Origin of the sequence: Brevundimonas sp. Bb-A, from assembly GCF_009394735.1 — a bacterium.
GTDB classification, from domain to species: Bacteria; Pseudomonadota; Alphaproteobacteria; order Caulobacterales; family Caulobacteraceae; genus Brevundimonas; species Brevundimonas aurantiaca.
Genome location: NZ_CP045456.1, coordinates 43,412 through 58,281, shown reverse-complemented (window position 1 = coordinate 58,281; position 14,870 = coordinate 43,412). Strand labels below are relative to the sequence as shown.

Below are 14,870 nucleotides of genomic sequence, written 5' to 3'. Positions count from 1 at the left end.
GCCGCTGGGCATGTCCGACACGCCCTTTTCGCGCGGTTCGCGCGCCGCCCCGCCCGTCCTCACCCTGGGAGACCCGGTTCCGCTTGCGGACCGGGTCGACAACCGCGTCCTGATCCCGCCGGTCGAGGGGCCGCCGCCCCGGCCGCCCGGCGATCATATCCAGGCGCTGGACGGCCGGACCATGGGCACGAGCTGGAGCGTGCGCGCCATCGGGCCGCGCGGCCTGACCGAGGCGGCCCTGCGCGAGGCGATCGAGCGGGAGCTGGCGACGGTCGTGGCCCTGTTCAGCCCGTGGGAGCCGTCCAGCGAGATCAGCCGGTTCAACGCCGCCCCGCCCGGCATGTGGGCGGTGTCCCAGCCGTTCTGGGACCTGGTCGATGCGGCCATGGACCTGGGCGACGAGACCAATGGGGCGGTCGATCCGACCCTGGGCGCCCTGGTCGATCTGTGGGGTTTCGGCCCGCCGGGACCGCGCGGCGCCCTTCTGCCCCTGCCCAGCGACGAAGAGGTCGAGGCGGCCCTGAAGGTCAGCGGCTGGGGACGGCTGCGGATGAACCGCGAGGCGCGCGGCCTGATGCAGCCGGGCGGAATGAAGCTGGACCTGTCCGGCATCGCCAAGGGCCATGCGGTGGACCGGGTGTCGGACGCCCTGACGGCCCTGGGCGCGACCTCGCACCTGGTCGAGATCGGCGGAGAGCTGAAGGGGCGCGGGGTCAAGCCTGACGCCCAGCCCTGGTGGGTGGAGATCGAGCGGGCGGAGGGCGACGCCTCGCCCCGCACGGTGGCGGCCCTGTTCGACCTGGCCATGGCGACCAGCGGCGACTATCGCCGCGCCTTCCGCCATGAGGGGCGGCTCTATCCTCATACGATCGACGGATCGACGGGGCGGCCGGTCAGCAACAATCTGGCCTCGGTCACCGTGCTGCACGCCTCGGCCATGAAGGCCGACGCCTACGCCAGCGCCCTGACGGTCATGGGGCCGTTCGAGGGGCCGGAGTACGCTGAAGCGATCGGTTTGGCCGCCCTGTTCGTCGAACGCACGCCGCGCGGCCTGGTCGAGCGGATGAGCCCGGCCTTCAAGGCCATGATGGAGGATGGGGCGGAGGCGGCGCCGGGGTGACGAACGATCCGTCCCGCTGGCTTCTGGCCCTGGCGGCCGTCGGCCTCTGGCTGGTCCTGATCGGCCTGATCGTCTGGCGCGAGCGCCGGGCGAAGGCGGCGGCGCGCGCCCGCTCCGAGGCCCTGGCCGGAGACGGGGAGGAGACGGTGCTTGTGGCCTTCGCCAGCCAGACGGGACTGGCCGAGGAACTGGCCTGGATGACCGCCCGAGCCTTGCAGGACGGCGGCTTGGGGGCGCGGGTCCTGTCGTTTGCGGACCTGGACCTGGCGACGCTGAAGGCGGCGGGCCGGGCCCTGCTGATCGTCTCGACGACGGGTGAAGGCGATCCGCCCGACAGCGCCGCGCGGCTGGTGCGAAAGGCCATGGGGGCGCCGGCCGACCTGGGCGGGCTTCGGTTCGGCCTGATGGCCCTGGGCGACCGCAGCTATGATCAGTTCTGCGGCTTCGGCCATGCGGTGGACGGCTGGCTGAGGCGCTCGGGCGCCGAGCCCCTGTTCGATCTGGTGGAGGTGGACGCCGGGGACGCGGGCGCCGTGCGCCACTGGCAGCATCAGTTGAACCAGATCACCGGTCGGGCCACGGCCCCCGACTGGACCCCGCCCGCCTATGAGCCTTGGCGGCTGACGCAGCGGACCCTGATCAATCCCGGCAGTCCGGGCGGCGAAGCCTATCATCTGGTCTTGGAGCCGGTCGGGACGGCGCCGCCCTGGTCCGCCGGGGACATCGCCGAGGTGGGGCTGCCCGAACGCGACGGCGTGACGCCGGGCGCGCGCGAATATTCGATCGCCTCCATTCAGGCGGACGGACGGGTCGAACTGGTGGTGCGGCTGATGCGCCGGCCGGACGGGACGCCCGGCCTGGCCTCGGGGCGGCTGACCCAGGACCTGGCTCTGGGCGCAACCATCGACATGCGGGTGCGGACCAACCGCAGCTTCCACGGCCCGGAGGATCAGACGCCGATGATCCTGATCGGCAACGGCACGGGGATCGCGGGGCTGAGGGCCCATCTGAAGGCCCGCGCGGCCCAAGACGGGGGCCAGGGGAGCGGCGCCTGGCTGATGTTCGGCGAACGGACCCAGGCCCACGACGCCTTCTTCGACGCCGAGCTTCAGGCCTGGCTGGCGTCCGGCGTTCTGACCCGGCTGGACCGGTGTTTCTCGCGCGATCCCAGCGACGGCCGCTATGTGCAGGATCTGGTCGCGGCGGCGGCGCCGGACGTCCGCGCCTGGGTGGACCGGGGCGCGGCCCTCTATGTCTGCGGCAGTCTGGAGGGGATGTCCCAGGGGGTCCATGCAGCCCTGGAGGCGGCGCTGGGCGCGGAGGCCCTGCTGACCCTGCTGGAGGACGGCCGCTATCGCCGGGACGTCTACTGAAAAGGAGATCAGCGCCGCCCGACTGCTGCGTCTGCCCGACCGAACCGGAAGCGGCGCCGTCGAATACCCGCCGCCGGGCCGTCGACCGGCTGTTCGCCTTCGCCACGGCCTCGCTGGACGCCGGATGATCCGAATCGGGGACGGCGTCGTAAATCGTGGCGTCCGAGGGCGGACTTCCCCTAAAAGACGCCTTTCGTTTCCGATTGGACCGCCTCGCCTCATGACTGAATCGCCGCCCCGGATCGGAGGCCTGGACGTCCAAGGTCTGAACGTCCAAGGTCTGGGCGATCCCGAGGACCCGGTCGTCCTGCTGATCGGTTCGCCCGAGCGGCTGTCGGCGGACGGGCGACGGTGGGTGCGGGCCCTGGTGGAGGCCGGGCGTCACGTGTTGCTGGCCCCGCTGGACGAGGCGGACGGGGAGGGGGCGGCGGTCGCCCTGCGCGCCCTTTTGACCGAACTGTCGTCCCGACCCGCCGTACTGTGTTCGGCCCAGACCCTGGCGGCGGTCCATCCGGCCCTGGTCGTGACCGGTCCGGCCCTGGTCAGCTGTCTGATCGTCGTCGGGGCGGCGCCGGATGCGGCGACGCCCGCAGACCTGCCGCGGCTCGATCTGGAAGCCGAACCGGCGGGCGAGGCGACCGAGGCGGCGCTGCTGGGCTTTCTGGAACGCCATGCGCCGCGCCAGGCCCTGCATTATCAGGCCGGGTCGGACGCCCGGACCCTGCGCGACGCCCTGGGCTGTTTCGCCACCGGGGTCACGGTGGTCACCACTCTGGATGAACAGGGCCAGCCGGTGGGGCTGACCGCCAACTCCTTCTCCTCGGTGTCGCTGGACCCGCCCCTGATCCTGTTCTGCCTGGCGCGCAGTTCGTCCAATCTGGAGCGGTTCCGGCGGGCCGAGCATTTCGCCATCAACGTCCTGCACATCGGCCAGCAGCCGATGTCGGGCGTTTTCGCCCGGTCGTCGGCCGAACGGTTCGACGGCGTCGCCTGGGAGAGCTGGGACACCGGCGCCCCCATACTGTCGGGCTCTCTGGCCAGTTTCGAATGCGCCACCCATCAGGTGGTCGAGGCGGGGGATCATCTGGTCTTCATCGGCCGGGTCACGCGCGCCCGGTTCGAGCCGCGCCGCGATCCCCTGCTCTATTTCCGGGGCCGTTACCGGCGGCTCCATTTCGCCTGAGCCGCGCCCGACCCGGTTCGCATCCCGGTTCACAACGGGCGGTCGGATCGCTATCTCAGGCGCCAAATCAAGAGGAAGCCCGCCATGTCCCCCGATCCCGCCCAAGATCCCGTCGTCATCGTCTCCTACGCCAGAACCCCGATGGGCGGATTCCAGGGCGTGTTGTCGGACGCCAAGTCCACCGACCTGGGCGCGGCGGCGGTGAAGGCGGCGCTGGAGCGGGCGGGCCTGGCGCCGGACAAGGTCGAACAGATCATCATGGGCTGCGTCCTGCCCGCCGGCCTGGGCCAGGCGCCGGCGCGTCAGGCGGGGCTGGGCGCGGGCCTGCCGATCTCGGCCGAGGCGACCACGATCAACAAGATGTGCGGCTCGGGCATGCAGGCGGCCATGATGGCCCACGACGCCCTGCTGGCCGGCTCGGCCGAGGTGATCGTGGCGGGCGGCATGGAGTCCATGACCAACGCCCCCTATCTGATGCACAAGCACCGGGGCGGCGCCCGCATCGGCCATGACGTCATTTCCGACAGCATGTATCTGGACGGTCTGGAGGACGCCTATGAGCCCGGCAAGCTGATGGGCCAGTTCGCCGAGGACACGGCCAAGGCCTATCAGTTCACCCGCGAACAGCAGGACGCCTATGCGGTCGAAAGCGCCGGCCGGGCCAAGCGCGCCCAGGACAGCGGCGACTTCGACGCCGAGATCACCCCGGTCGAGGTCAAGACGCGCAAGGGGGTGGTGGTCGTGGACCGCGACGAACAGCCGACCAAGTCCGACCCGTCCAAGATCCCCAATCTGAAGCCCGCCTTCGGCAAGGACGGCACGATCACCGCCGCCTCGGCCGCCTCCATCTCGGACGGCGCGGCCGCCCTGGTGATGATGCGCCAGTCCACGGCCCAGGCCCTGGGTCTGACCCCCATCGCCCGCGTCGTCGCCCAGGCCGCCCACGCCCACGAACCCAGCCTGTTCACCACCGCCCCGGTCTTCGCCCTGCAAAAGGCGCTGAAGAAGGCCGGCTGGACGCCTGAGGACGTCGATCTGTGGGAGGTCAACGAGGCCTTCGCCATCGTGCCGATGATCGCCATGCAGGAGCTGGGCGTCCCCCACGACAAGATCAACGTCAACGGCGGCGCCTGCGCCCTGGGCCACCCGCTGGGCGCATCCGGCGCCCGCGTCCTGACCACCCTGCTGTCGGCCCTGAAGGCCCGCGGCAAGACCCGGGGCATGGCCGCCCTGTGCATCGGCGGCGGCGAGGCGACGGCGATGGGGGTGGAGCTGGTATAAGGGGCGGGCGGACCGACCGATCGTCCGCCGACGGAGAGAAGAGGCTCAGTGGGCGGCGCCGACGGGCAGGTGGCTCTTGTCATGCCGGCCCAGCTTGTCGATCAGGGTCCGCCCGGCCTCATTCATTCCGATGAGGTCGACCTGCGCCCCCTGACGGCGATAGCGGAACACGACCTTGTCCACGGCGGCCACGCCGGTCAGATCCCAGAGATGGGCGTCGGTCATGTCGATCTCGACGCGGGTCGGTCGGCCGTGATGTTCGAAGGCGGCGGCGAACACGTCGGCCGAGGCGAAAAAGAGATTGCCGGTCACCCGGTATCGCAACACGCCCTCTTGCGACGTCTCGATCTCCTCCACGCGAACGGTCTTGCCGACCTTGCGCATGAAGAAGACGGCGGACAGGATCACGCCCAGAACCACCCCCTTCGACAGGTCGTGGGTGACGACCACCGTCGCGGTCGTTGCGATCATCACCACAGACGACTGAAACGGCGTGGAGCGCAGTTTCAACACTGAACCCCAGTCGAAGGCGCCGATCGAGACCATGATCATCACCGCCACCAGAGCCGCCATGGGAATTCGGGCGACCCAGTCCTGAAGCACCAGGATCAGAAACAGCAGGAACAGGCCGGCCCATAGGGTGGACAGGCGTCCGCGGGTTCCGCTGGTCACATTGATGATCGACTGGCCGATCATGGCGCAGCCCGCCATGCCGCCGAACAGGGACGAGGCGATGTTGGCCATGCCCTGTCCGCGCGTCTCTCGGTCCTTGTCCGACGGCGTGTCGGTGATGTCGTCCAACAGATTGGCGGTCAGCAGGCTTTCCAACAGGCCCACAAAGGCCAGGGTCGCAGCCACTGGACCGATGACGGTCAGCGTCTCCCAGGTCAGCGGCACGTTCGGAATATGGAACATCGGCAGGGCCGAGGGCATCTGGCCCATGTCGCCGACAGTGCGGACATCAAGCCCCGTCAGGATCACGAAGGCGCTGACGGCGACGATGGCGACCAGCGGAGACGGGACCGCCCTTGTGATCCTGGGGAAGCCGTAGATGATCGCCAGGGCCGCGCCCACCAGGGCGAAGGTCTGCCAGTCGGCGCCGATCAGTTCAGGCATCTGCGCCAGGAAGATCAGGATCGCCAGGGCGTTGACGAAGCCGGTCATCACGCTGCGCGAGACGAACCTTATGTAGCGACCCAGCTTCATCAGGCCGATGAGGATCTGAAACACGCCGGTCAGCAGCGACGCCGCGAACAGATATTCCAGCCCGTGATCGCGCACGAGCCCGACCATCAGCAGGGCCATGGCGCCGGTCGCCGCCGAGATCATGGCCGGGCGACCGCCGACGAAGGCGATGGTCACCGCGATCACGAAGCTGGCGTACAGGCCGACCGCCGGATCGACCCCGGCGATGATCGAAAAGGCGATGGCCTCGGGGATCAGGGCCAGGGCGACGACGGTCCCCGCCAGCAGATCACGGCGTGGGTTGGCGAGCCATTGCTGGCGCACGGACGCAACTATTGTCATTGAGATTTCAGTGGGGATGACCCAAGGCTTGGGTCGGTTTCCTGACGGATCGGCGGTCAGGATAGCCACCCGCCTCCTAGCTGTAGGGACAGGTCCAAGGTGAGGCCTCCCTCATGCCTTCAAGCCGCGCGTGAAGCAAGGGCGAAGCCCGACCGTCTTCGAGCCGTCCTCGCGGTCGGTCCTAGGCCGCGAACGCCTGTTTCATCGGCATCACCGTGCCCTCGGGCCGTTTCACCGGCAGGTCGAAGCTGACCACCGTGCCGACGCCCGGTTCGCTTTCCAGCATCAGGCGGCCGCCGTGCATTTCGATCAGGGACTTGGTCAGGGCCAGGCCCAGGCCGGTGCCCTGGGTGGTCTTGGAGTGCTGGCCCTCGACCTGTTCGAAGGGGCGGGCCAGGCGGGCCAGATTTTCGGAGGCGATGCCGATGCCGGTGTCGGCGCAGGAGACCTTGACCCGCGCCTGACCGTCTTCGCCCTGCGTCGCCGCCAGGGTCAGGGTGATCCGTCCGCCGGCGGGGGTGAATTTCACCGCGTTGGAGATCAGGTTCAGCATCACCTGTTTCAGTCCGCGCTGGTCCGCCTCGATGTCGGGCAGATCCTCGCCCACGACGCTCAGGGTCAGGTCCGCCTCCTGGACCTTGCCCCGCATCAGCCGCACCGCGTCCTCGCACACCCCCTTAAGCGACACCGGCTCATAGTGCAGGGTCATCTTGCCGGCCTCGATCTTGGCCATGTCCAGGACGTCGTTGATCAGGCTGAGCAGATGCTGGCCCGACTTCAGTATGTCGGCGGCGTAACCCTTGTATTTATCCCCGATGGGACCGAACAGCTCGGCGGCCATGATCTCCGAAAAGCCGTTGATGGCGTTCAGCGGCGTGCGCAGCTCATGGCTCATATTGGCCAGGAACTCGGACTTGGCCTGGTTGGCGGCCTCGGCCCGGGTCATGGCGATCTCATATTTGCGCGCCAGCTGGGACAGCATCTCCTGGCTAGATTCCAGCTGGGCGACGGTGCGGCTCAGGTCTTCGACGGCGCGGCGGCGTTCGGCCTCTTCGCGCTTGATGGCGGTGATGTCGGCGGCGGTGACGACCGAGCCGCCTTCTGAGGTGAAGCGTTCGGCCAGCTGCAGCCAGCGGCCGTCGTGCAGTTCGACCTCGCGCAGGCCCGCCCGCCCGTCGGAGGGGGCGTGTTCGGCCTTGATCGCCAGGGCGGCGATCCGGTTCAGCTCGTCCTTCAGCGCACCGCGCCGGACCACGCCGGGGGTGAAGGCGAAGGCGTCCTCGAAGCCCTGGTTCCACAGGATCAGGCGGCCGTGGCGGTCGAACAGGACGAAGGCGTCGGAAATGCTCTCGACCCCGTCACGCAGGCGGCTTTCGGCGGCTTGGGCGGCCGCCTTGGCGCGGCGGGCCTCGGTGATGTCCAGGGCCACGCCCAATATGGCGGAAAAGCCGACCTCGCCGCGCGCGCCGCGGGCCTGTCCCCGCGCGTCGATCCAGCGGGTGCGCCCGTCCTCGGCCGCCACGGGGAAGGTGACTTCGAAGGCGCCGTAGGCTGCCGCCTGATCGAGGGCGTGGCGGACTTCGTCGCGGAAACGGGGATGTATGCGGGCCATGACGTCTTCGGCCTGCACGACCCCGCCGCGTTCGAAGCCGAGCAGGGTCGCCATATAGTCGGACAGGGTGACTTCCTCGCCCGCCAGGTCCCATTCCCAGACGCCGCACCGAGCCGCCTCGACCGCGACCCGGAACCGCCTCTCGGACGAGGCCCATTCCCGGCTGGCCCTGGCGCGTCGCAGGCCCTGGATCAGATAGAGGATCAGCACGCCCAGGCCCAGCAGCACGGGGGCGATCAGCACCCAGGCTTCGTCCAGCAGCCCGCCGCCCTCGGCCTTGGGATCCAGCACCGTCACATAGGGGCCGCCCGGCGCGATCGGCGCGGCCGCGACCGCCCCGCCGCCCCGCGCGGCGCGGGGCGTGGTCAGGGACGGCAGGTCCTTGGGCTCCACCCCGATCAGGGCTTCAGCCGATTGCCCCGCCTCGCCGGGCTGGGACGAGGCCAGGACGCGTCCGGCGGCCGAGACGATCCGATAGGGGGGCGCAGCCGGCAGGTCCTGGGCCACATGGGCCTCCAGCCGCCGCCCGCCCGCCTGGGGTCCGGCCAGGGTCAGGGCGCCGGGCTTGCGCGCCCCTTGCGCCGCCACCAGGGCGCCCGAGGTGTCGACTACGGAAAAGCTGACGTCGGGGGCCGCGCGTCGCGCCGCCTCGACCGCCGCCAGGGGGGCGGCGTCCTGTCCCAGGACGGGGGCGGCGGCGTCGAAGCCGGTCTGGGCGGCCTGGATCTGGACGGCGATCCGGCTGGCGGCCAGCTGGGCGTTCAAGGCCAGGTTTTCATCACGCAGACGATGGACTTCGCGGCTGGGCTGGCTCAGATGGCGCGACATCACCAGCACACAGCCGGTCGCGCCCAGGGCCAGGACCAGGACGCCGATGCGGATCCAGGCCGGGGCGCCGACGGGGGCGTGGTCGGAGGCGCGCCGTCCCCGTCCTTGCTGCCGCCGCTCCATGCCCCGCAAGTCGCTCTCCCGCCAAAATGCCGCTGATCAGGCGAATCTAGGCTGCGTCGCGGATTCCTGTCGAGACTTGGTTAACGGTTTCTGACCCGTCAGGCGGCGACGGCTGGGGATTGCGGCGACGTCTGCGCCTCCTGCGCCACGGTCACGACCGGATGAAGGGCGCTGCGGGCCTGGCGCGCCAGGTCCAGCACGGCGGGCGGGGCGTCTTCGGGCGCTTCCGCTGCCAGGGCGATCAGGCTTTCGGCCAGCCGCATCAACTGGGGCGCCGCCGTGATCAGGCGCGCCTGAAACTCGATCCGTTGCGGATCGCGGTCGTATTCGGCGCCGGGCACGCGCCAGCCGCCCCAGTCGGCGGTGTCGGTGACGACCACGGGATAGGTGCCGGGCTGAGGGTGGTGCAGACAGTCTTCCTCGGCCTGCCACTTGTTGCGGGCGCGCAGCACGCGCCAGACGCCCAGGTCGCGGCTCGCGGCGTCCTCGGCGGCGGTCATCAGCTCCGAAGCGGCGAACTCCCGCCCCAGGCCCACGTCATAGGTGACGCGCACGGGCTCCTCGAACCCCTTGGCCCAGACCGGCTGGACCTTTTCGACCGTGGCCCAGGCGCCGACGCATTCGACCCAGACCCTCTGCCCCTTCTGGAACTGCGCGCGCGCCATGGCTGTCCTCCGGCCGTTTGAGCCGGGTAAGGATGAACGGTTCGCCTTAGCGTCGCGTGAGCGGACAGCGTTAACGCGAAATGCTCTCCAAGGCCTCGCCGGCGTACCGCTCCTTCACCCGCGTCGATAGGTCGCCCAGGGAGATCACGCCGACGATGCGGCCGTGCTTGTCCACCACCGGGGCGCGCCGGATCTGACGCGAGGCCATCAGGTCCAGCACAGACTTCAGATCATCGGTGTCCAGCACCGTGTGCGGGTCGCGGGTGATGTATTCGACGATCGGGGCGGTGGGCGCGGCCCCGGCGGCCAAGGCGCGGACCACCAGGTCGCGGTCGGTCACGGCGCCGATCAGCCGGTCTCCTTCGGCGACGGGCACGAAGCCGAAGTCGCCGCGGGCCATCCGTTCGGCCACCGCCTGGATCGTATCGCCGGGGCGCGCCAGATGGACGTCGCGGGTCATCACGTCGCGGATCTTCATCACGGGTCTTCCTTGCCTGACTGTCGCGCTGAAAACCCGTCGCCGGCGTCGCGGTTCCGGCCTTAAGGCGTCCGTGCAGGGGGCAGGTCTTTCGCCGCACGGACCAGCTGCACGAACTCGGCCCGGTCGCCATAGGGATCGTCGCCCCGTGCGCCCTGGGCCTGTTCGACGATCTGATCCCAGCCGTAGTCGGCCGCCATCCAGGGATCGTCCCTCAGCTTCTGACCGAAGGCCGCGACGGCCATGGCCCAGCGTGTCGATTCCGGCGCCTGGGCGCCGACGGGGCCGGTCGCCCGGTTGGTCAGGGGCTGCTGGATCAGCTCGGACCGGCTCTGGCCCGGCTGTTTGTAGCGGATCTGGATGAAGCCGATCTCGCCGTTCGGATCGCCGCCGCCGATCCCGATCCGATTGTCGGGATAGCGCCGCTCAGGGACCTGGGTCGCGCCGCCGACGGGGGTGATTTCATAGAGGGCGGTGACGCTGGCGCCGGAGCCGACCTCGCCCGCGTCGATCCGGTCGTTGGCGAAGTCTTCCTCGTTCAGCAGCCGGGTTTCATATCCGATCAGCCGCCATTCGGCGACGCGGGCGGGGTTGAACTCGACCTGAATCTTGACGTCGTCGGCGATGGGGAAGGCGCCCTTGTCGAAGGCGGGCCCGAACAGACGCCGGGCCTCGCGCAGACTGTCGACATAGGCCGCGACGCCGTTGCCCGCCTGGGCGATGGCCTGCATCCGCGCGTCCTGATAGTTGCCCCGCCCGAAGCCGTAGACCGACAGATAGATTCCCGTCTGGCGCTTGTTGGCGACATAGTCCTCCAGCCGCTTGTCGTCGGTGACGCCCACGTTGAAGTCGCCGTCGGTGAACATCAGGATGCGGTTGACCTTGTCACGGGCGAAGTTCGCCTGGGCCTGATCATAGGCGTTGGTCATGCCCGTCGCCCCCGCCGTGCCGCCCGAGGCCTTCAGGCTGGCGACCGCACAGCGCATCTTCAGCTTTTCGTCGCCCTTGGTGGGCTGCAGGGTCGTGCCGGCGCCTTCCGCGTAATAGGTGACGGCCAGAGTGTCCTGCGGCCGCAGTCGGTCGATGGCCAGGTTCATCGCCTTCTTGGCCAGGTCCAGCTTGTCGGGGCTGTTCATCGAACCGGAGACGTCAACCAGGAAGGTCAGGTTCAGCGGCCGCTGCTCGCCCGCCGGCAGCTCATAGCCTTGCAGGCCGACATGCACGATCTGACGCCCCTCCGCCCAGGGCGAGGCGGCGACCGCCGTGGTGATCGCGAACGGCCGGCTCCGGCTGGTCGGCCGGGCGTAGTCATAGTCGAAGGCGTTGATCAGCTCCTCGACCCGCACCGCGTCCTTGGGCGGCGCGCGACCCTCGTCGATGAAGCGCTTCACGTTCGAATAGGACGCCGTGTCCACGTCGATGGAGAAGGTCGAGACCGGCTGATCGCTGGTCCGCTTCACCGGATTCGGCGTCGCGTCGGGATAGCGTTCGGTGTCGGCCCGCGCGGGCGTGGGCGCAGGCGTGATCGGCGAGACACGATATCCGGTGACGACCACGTTCCCCGCCATCGCGGGGGGAGGCGGCGGCGGTGGGGGAGGCGGCGGAGGAGGGGGCGCGGGCGGCGCGGGCGGTGCATTCATTTGGGTCCGGCCCTGAACACGCGACGCCGTGACGACGACGTCCTCCATGTCTGGTTCTGCTTGCAGCTCAAACCCCAGCGGTCGGCACGCCGCCGGCGTCGGTTCGCCATCCACCGGCTTGGCCAGGGCGACGCTCGGCACGGCGACCGGCGGTGCGGCGAAGGACAGGCTCAGAACGGACAGCGCCGCCATCCTGATGATGCGTGACATGGCTTCCTCCGGTTGTTCTCCTTGATGTCAGTCGCGGGTTGGTCTGAGGCGAAACTGTGGCCGCGGACGCCGCTCGCCGCACGATCCTCTTCCAGCGTGTCTTTCGCGTCCTCTCGCAATCTGCGCCGAGCCTCCCCACAATGGGAGCCTAGCTTCAGGGGTGCAGCATGGCCGAGCCGGCGTCGGGATTGGATTTGGGGGCGGCGGCGGCGCTGCTGGCGGCGGGGGTGATCGCCGTGCCCGTGTTCAAACGGGTCGGCCTGGGCTCGGTGCTGGGCTATCTGGCGGCGGGCCTGGCCATCGGTCCGTTCGGCCTGAAGCTGTTCCGCGAGCCCGAGACCATTCTGCACGTCGCCGAGTTCGGCGTGGTCATCTTCCTGTTCATCATCGGGCTGGAGATGCGGCCCAAACGCCTGTGGGGACTGAGGAAAGAGATTTTCGGCCTGGGCGCGGCCCAGGTCCTGTTCTGCGGCTTCATTCTGACTCTCACTGCCATGCTGGCGGGCTTCTCCGCCCCCGTCGCTTTCGTCGGGGCCATGGGGTTCGTCCTGTCCTCCACCGCCGTCATCATGCAGATGCTGGAAGAGCGCGGCGCGATCGCGGGCGGACCAGGCCAGCGCGCGGTCTCCATCCTGCTGCTCGAAGACCTCGCCATCGTGCCGCTTCTGGCCGTCGTCGCCGTCCTGGCCTCGGTCCTGGGCGTGGCGGACGAACAGGCGCCGCCCCTGTGGCAGACCGTCGGCTTTGCGGTGGCGGCGGTCGGCGGGGTGCTGCTGGCCGGCAAATATCTGGTCAATCCGATCTTCCGTCTTCTGGCGCGCTACGGCGGGCGCGAGGTGATGACGGCTGCGGCCCTGCTGGTCGTCGTCGGCGCCGCCTGGGCCATGTCCCTGGGCGGTCTGTCGATGGCCATGGGCGCCTTCCTGGCCGGGGTCCTGCTGTCGGAATCCAGCTTCCGCCATCAGCTGGAAGCGGATGTGGAGCCCTTCCGGGCCATTCTGCTGGGCCTGTTCTTCCTCAGCGTCGGCATGTCGCTGGACCTGTCGGTGGTGGTCGCCGACTGGCGTCTGGTCGTCGGCGGCGTGGTCGCCTTCATGGCGGTGAAGGCTCTGGGCATCTATGCCGTCGCCCGCCTGTTCAAGGCGTCGCACCATGAGGCGGTGGAACGCGCGGCCCTGTTCGCCCAGGGCGGCGAGTTCGCCTTCGTCCTATATGGCGCGGCGGTGACGGCCGGTTTGTTCGACGCCCAGGTCGGGGCCATGATGTCGGCCATCGTCATCCTGTCTATGGCCCTGACGCCGCTGACCAGTCTGCTGACCCAGCGTCTCCTGCCCAAGCCGACCGTGTCGGCCGAAGATGCGGACGGCGTGGAATTCGCCAAGGATCTGCGGGGTCAGGTCCTGATCATCGGCTTCGGCCGTTTCGCCCAGGTGGTGTCCCAGCCCCTGCTGGCGCGCGACGTGGACGTTTCGATCATCGAGAACGACGTCGAGATGATTCAGGCCGCCTCCCAGTTCGGGTTCAAGGTCTATTACGGCGACGGCGCCCAGCTCCACACCTTGCGGGCTTCGGGCGCGGACGAGGCCGAGATCGTCCTGGTCTGCGTGGACAAGCCCGAGGTCGCCGATCGGATCGTCGAACTGGTCAAGTCCGAGTTCCCGACCACCAAGATCATGGCTCGCGCCTTCGACCGGGGCCATTCGATGCGGCTGATCCAGGCGGGGGTCGATTACCAGATCCGCGAGACGTTTGAGTCGGCGCTGAAGTTCGGCGAACGCGCCCTGGTCGAACTGGGCATGGACGAGCACGAGGCGGCCGAGACGATCGGCGACGTGCGCCGGCGCGACGAGGCGCGGCTGGATCTTCAGTTGACCGGCGGCATCACGGCGGGCCGCCAGCTGATGCGCGGAAACATGCCGACGCCGCAGCCGGCCCCCTATATCAAGCCGCGCCGCGAGGGCCGGCTGCTGAACGAGGACGAGGCGGGTCCGTCCGTCCCGGCGGCCGAGGACGAACCCGTCGCATCCTGAGCCTTATTGAGACGCCGCCTGATAACGGGCGCCGATCAGTTCGGCCCGGGCGCGAAGACCCGGGTCCTGGGACACGGCGGCGGCGATGGCGTTGAAGCGATCCACGGCCAGGCCGGAGCCCTGGACGGCGGCGGTCAGCTGGGCGCTCTGCTCGGGCGTGGCCTGGCCGTTCTGCACATTGGCGGTGACGGCGCGGATCTTCTCCATGGCCTGGACGAACTGGGTCAGTTCGGCCTCGCTGACGCCGGCGGCGACGGAGCCGGGGACGGGCGGCGGCGCCTTCATGGCCCTGATCCGGGCGTCGATCACCGGATTGTCGGCTGCGGCGCGGGAGATGGCGTTGAAGCGCACCACCTCCAGCCCTGACTCCTGAACCGCTGCGGCCATTTCCGCCTGCTGTTCCGGCGTCGGCTGGGCGCCGTTCAAGGTGTCGCTGACGGCGCGGACGCGGGTGATGGCCGCGTCGTATTTGCGCAGTTCTTCGTCGGTGAAGGTCGAAGGATCGTTCGGATCGGCCGGGGCCGCCTGGGTCGGCGTCGTCTGGCCGGAGGCGGGTTGATAGGGCGTGGCGGTTTGGGCCTGGGCCGCCGCTGCGGTCGCAAGGGCGGCGGCGGAGACGAGAAGGGCGAAACGGGGCGCGCGCATCATGCGTGGTCCTTTCGGTCTGGCGTCCACGAAAGCCGTCAGTGACGACGACGACGCAATCACGCCGTCACTCGCCCGCGACGGTGGAGCCTTGAAGGGAACAGGAGGGCGGGGAGCCCGCCTAACCTAGGCGTTCGCGCCACCATCGTCACCCC

General features: G+C 69.5%; 11 protein-coding genes and 1 other annotated feature. Of the genes, 5 read left to right on the top strand and 6 right to left on the bottom strand.

The features are described 5' to 3' along the window. The first annotated feature begins 10 nt into the window (after positions 1-10). The 4 genes from BSP_RS00280 to BSP_RS00265 all read left to right on the top strand — a co-directional run bounded on the left by BSP_RS00280 (position 11) and on the right by BSP_RS00265 (position 4,957). Positions 11-1,120, top strand: a complete 1,110-nt coding sequence (locus tag BSP_RS00280; RefSeq protein WP_152948892.1) for an FAD:protein FMN transferase — start codon at positions 11-13, stop codon at positions 1,118-1,120. Beyond that, positions 1,117-2,493, top strand: a complete 1,377-nt coding sequence (locus BSP_RS00275; protein WP_152948891.1) for a sulfite reductase subunit alpha — start codon at positions 1,117-1,119, stop codon at positions 2,491-2,493. Before BSP_RS00280 ends, BSP_RS00275 begins: the two co-directional genes overlap by 4 nt. A 220-nt stretch (positions 2,494-2,713) precedes the next feature. Continuing rightward, positions 2,714-3,676, top strand: a complete 963-nt coding sequence (locus tag BSP_RS16160; protein WP_194166987.1) for a flavin reductase family protein — start codon at positions 2,714-2,716, stop codon at positions 3,674-3,676. Positions 3,677-3,760: 84 nt separating this feature from the next. Beyond that, positions 3,761-4,957 carry an acetyl-CoA C-acyltransferase gene (locus BSP_RS00265; RefSeq protein ID WP_152948890.1) on the top strand — a complete coding sequence of 399 codons (1,197 nt, stop codon included), beginning with the start codon at positions 3,761-3,763 and terminating at the stop codon, positions 4,955-4,957. A gap of 45 nt (positions 4,958-5,002) precedes the next feature. Here BSP_RS00265 and BSP_RS00260 read toward each other — a convergent pair whose 3' ends face one another. The 5 genes from BSP_RS00260 to BSP_RS00240 all read right to left on the bottom strand — a co-directional run bounded on the left by BSP_RS00260 (position 5,003) and on the right by BSP_RS00240 (position 12,040). Further along, positions 5,003-6,478 carry a SulP family inorganic anion transporter gene (locus BSP_RS00260; protein ID WP_227976120.1) on the bottom strand — a complete coding sequence of 492 codons (1,476 nt, stop codon included), beginning with the start codon at positions 6,476-6,478 and terminating at the stop codon, positions 5,003-5,005. Between the two features lie 41 nt (positions 6,479-6,519). Then, positions 6,520-6,583 (bottom strand) — a sequence feature (sul1 is cis-regulatory element that is thought to sense ions involved in sulfur or methionine metabolism; They are found in Alphaproteobacteria). A gap of 82 nt (positions 6,584-6,665) precedes the next feature. Further along, positions 6,666-9,047, bottom strand: coding sequence for an ATP-binding protein (locus BSP_RS00255; RefSeq protein ID WP_227976001.1), 2,382 nt, complete (start codon positions 9,045-9,047; stop codon positions 6,666-6,668). A gap of 98 nt (positions 9,048-9,145) precedes the next feature. Continuing rightward, positions 9,146-9,712, bottom strand: coding sequence for a hypothetical protein (locus BSP_RS00250; RefSeq protein ID WP_054763961.1), 567 nt, complete (start codon positions 9,710-9,712; stop codon positions 9,146-9,148). 70 nt (positions 9,713-9,782) lie between these two features. Beyond that, entirely contained in the window at positions 9,783-10,190 is a 408-nt protein-coding gene (locus BSP_RS00245) for a CBS domain-containing protein (protein WP_152948888.1), read from the bottom strand. Positions 10,191-10,252: 62 nt separating this feature from the next. Next, positions 10,253-12,040, bottom strand: coding sequence for a VWA domain-containing protein (locus tag BSP_RS00240; RefSeq protein WP_152948887.1), 1,788 nt, complete (start codon positions 12,038-12,040; stop codon positions 10,253-10,255). A gap of 167 nt (positions 12,041-12,207) precedes the next feature. Here BSP_RS00240 and BSP_RS00235 point away from each other — a divergent pair, with 167 nt between their 5' ends. Beyond that, entirely contained in the window at positions 12,208-14,070 is a 1,863-nt protein-coding gene (locus tag BSP_RS00235) for a monovalent cation:proton antiporter-2 (CPA2) family protein (protein WP_152948886.1), read from the top strand. Between the two features lie 3 nt (positions 14,071-14,073). Here the strand turns inward: BSP_RS00235 and BSP_RS00230 are convergent, their stop codons facing one another. After that, on the bottom strand, positions 14,074-14,718 hold the full coding sequence (locus BSP_RS00230) for a DUF4168 domain-containing protein (RefSeq protein WP_227976000.1): 645 nt from the start codon (positions 14,716-14,718) through the stop codon (positions 14,074-14,076). Between the last annotated feature and the right edge of the window lie 152 nt (positions 14,719-14,870).

Excerpts from the sequence above, each read along its gene's own strand:
- BSP_RS00280 (WP_152948892.1), top strand. The coding sequence starts at position 11 with ATGTCCGACACGCCCTTTTCGCGCGGTTCGCGCGCCGCCCCGCCCGTC.
- BSP_RS16160 (WP_194166987.1), top strand. The coding sequence starts at position 2,714 with ATGACTGAATCGCCGCCCCGGATCGGAGGCCTGGACGTCCAAGGTCTG.
- BSP_RS00265 (WP_152948890.1), top strand. The coding sequence starts at position 3,761 with ATGTCCCCCGATCCCGCCCAAGATCCCGTCGTCATCGTCTCCTACGCC.
- BSP_RS00255 (WP_227976001.1), bottom strand. The coding sequence starts at position 9,047 with ATGGAGCGGCGGCAGCAAGGACGGGGACGGCGCGCCTCCGACCACGCC.
- BSP_RS00250 (WP_054763961.1), bottom strand. The coding sequence starts at position 9,712 with ATGGCGCGCGCGCAGTTCCAGAAGGGGCAGAGGGTCTGGGTCGAATGC.
- BSP_RS00245 (WP_152948888.1), bottom strand. The coding sequence starts at position 10,190 with ATGAAGATCCGCGACGTGATGACCCGCGACGTCCATCTGGCGCGCCCC.
- BSP_RS00240 (WP_152948887.1), bottom strand. The coding sequence starts at position 12,040 with ATGTCACGCATCATCAGGATGGCGGCGCTGTCCGTTCTGAGCCTGTCC.
- BSP_RS00235 (WP_152948886.1), top strand. The coding sequence starts at position 12,208 with ATGGCCGAGCCGGCGTCGGGATTGGATTTGGGGGCGGCGGCGGCGCTG.
- BSP_RS00230 (WP_227976000.1), bottom strand. The coding sequence starts at position 14,718 with ATGATGCGCGCGCCCCGTTTCGCCCTTCTCGTCTCCGCCGCCGCCCTT.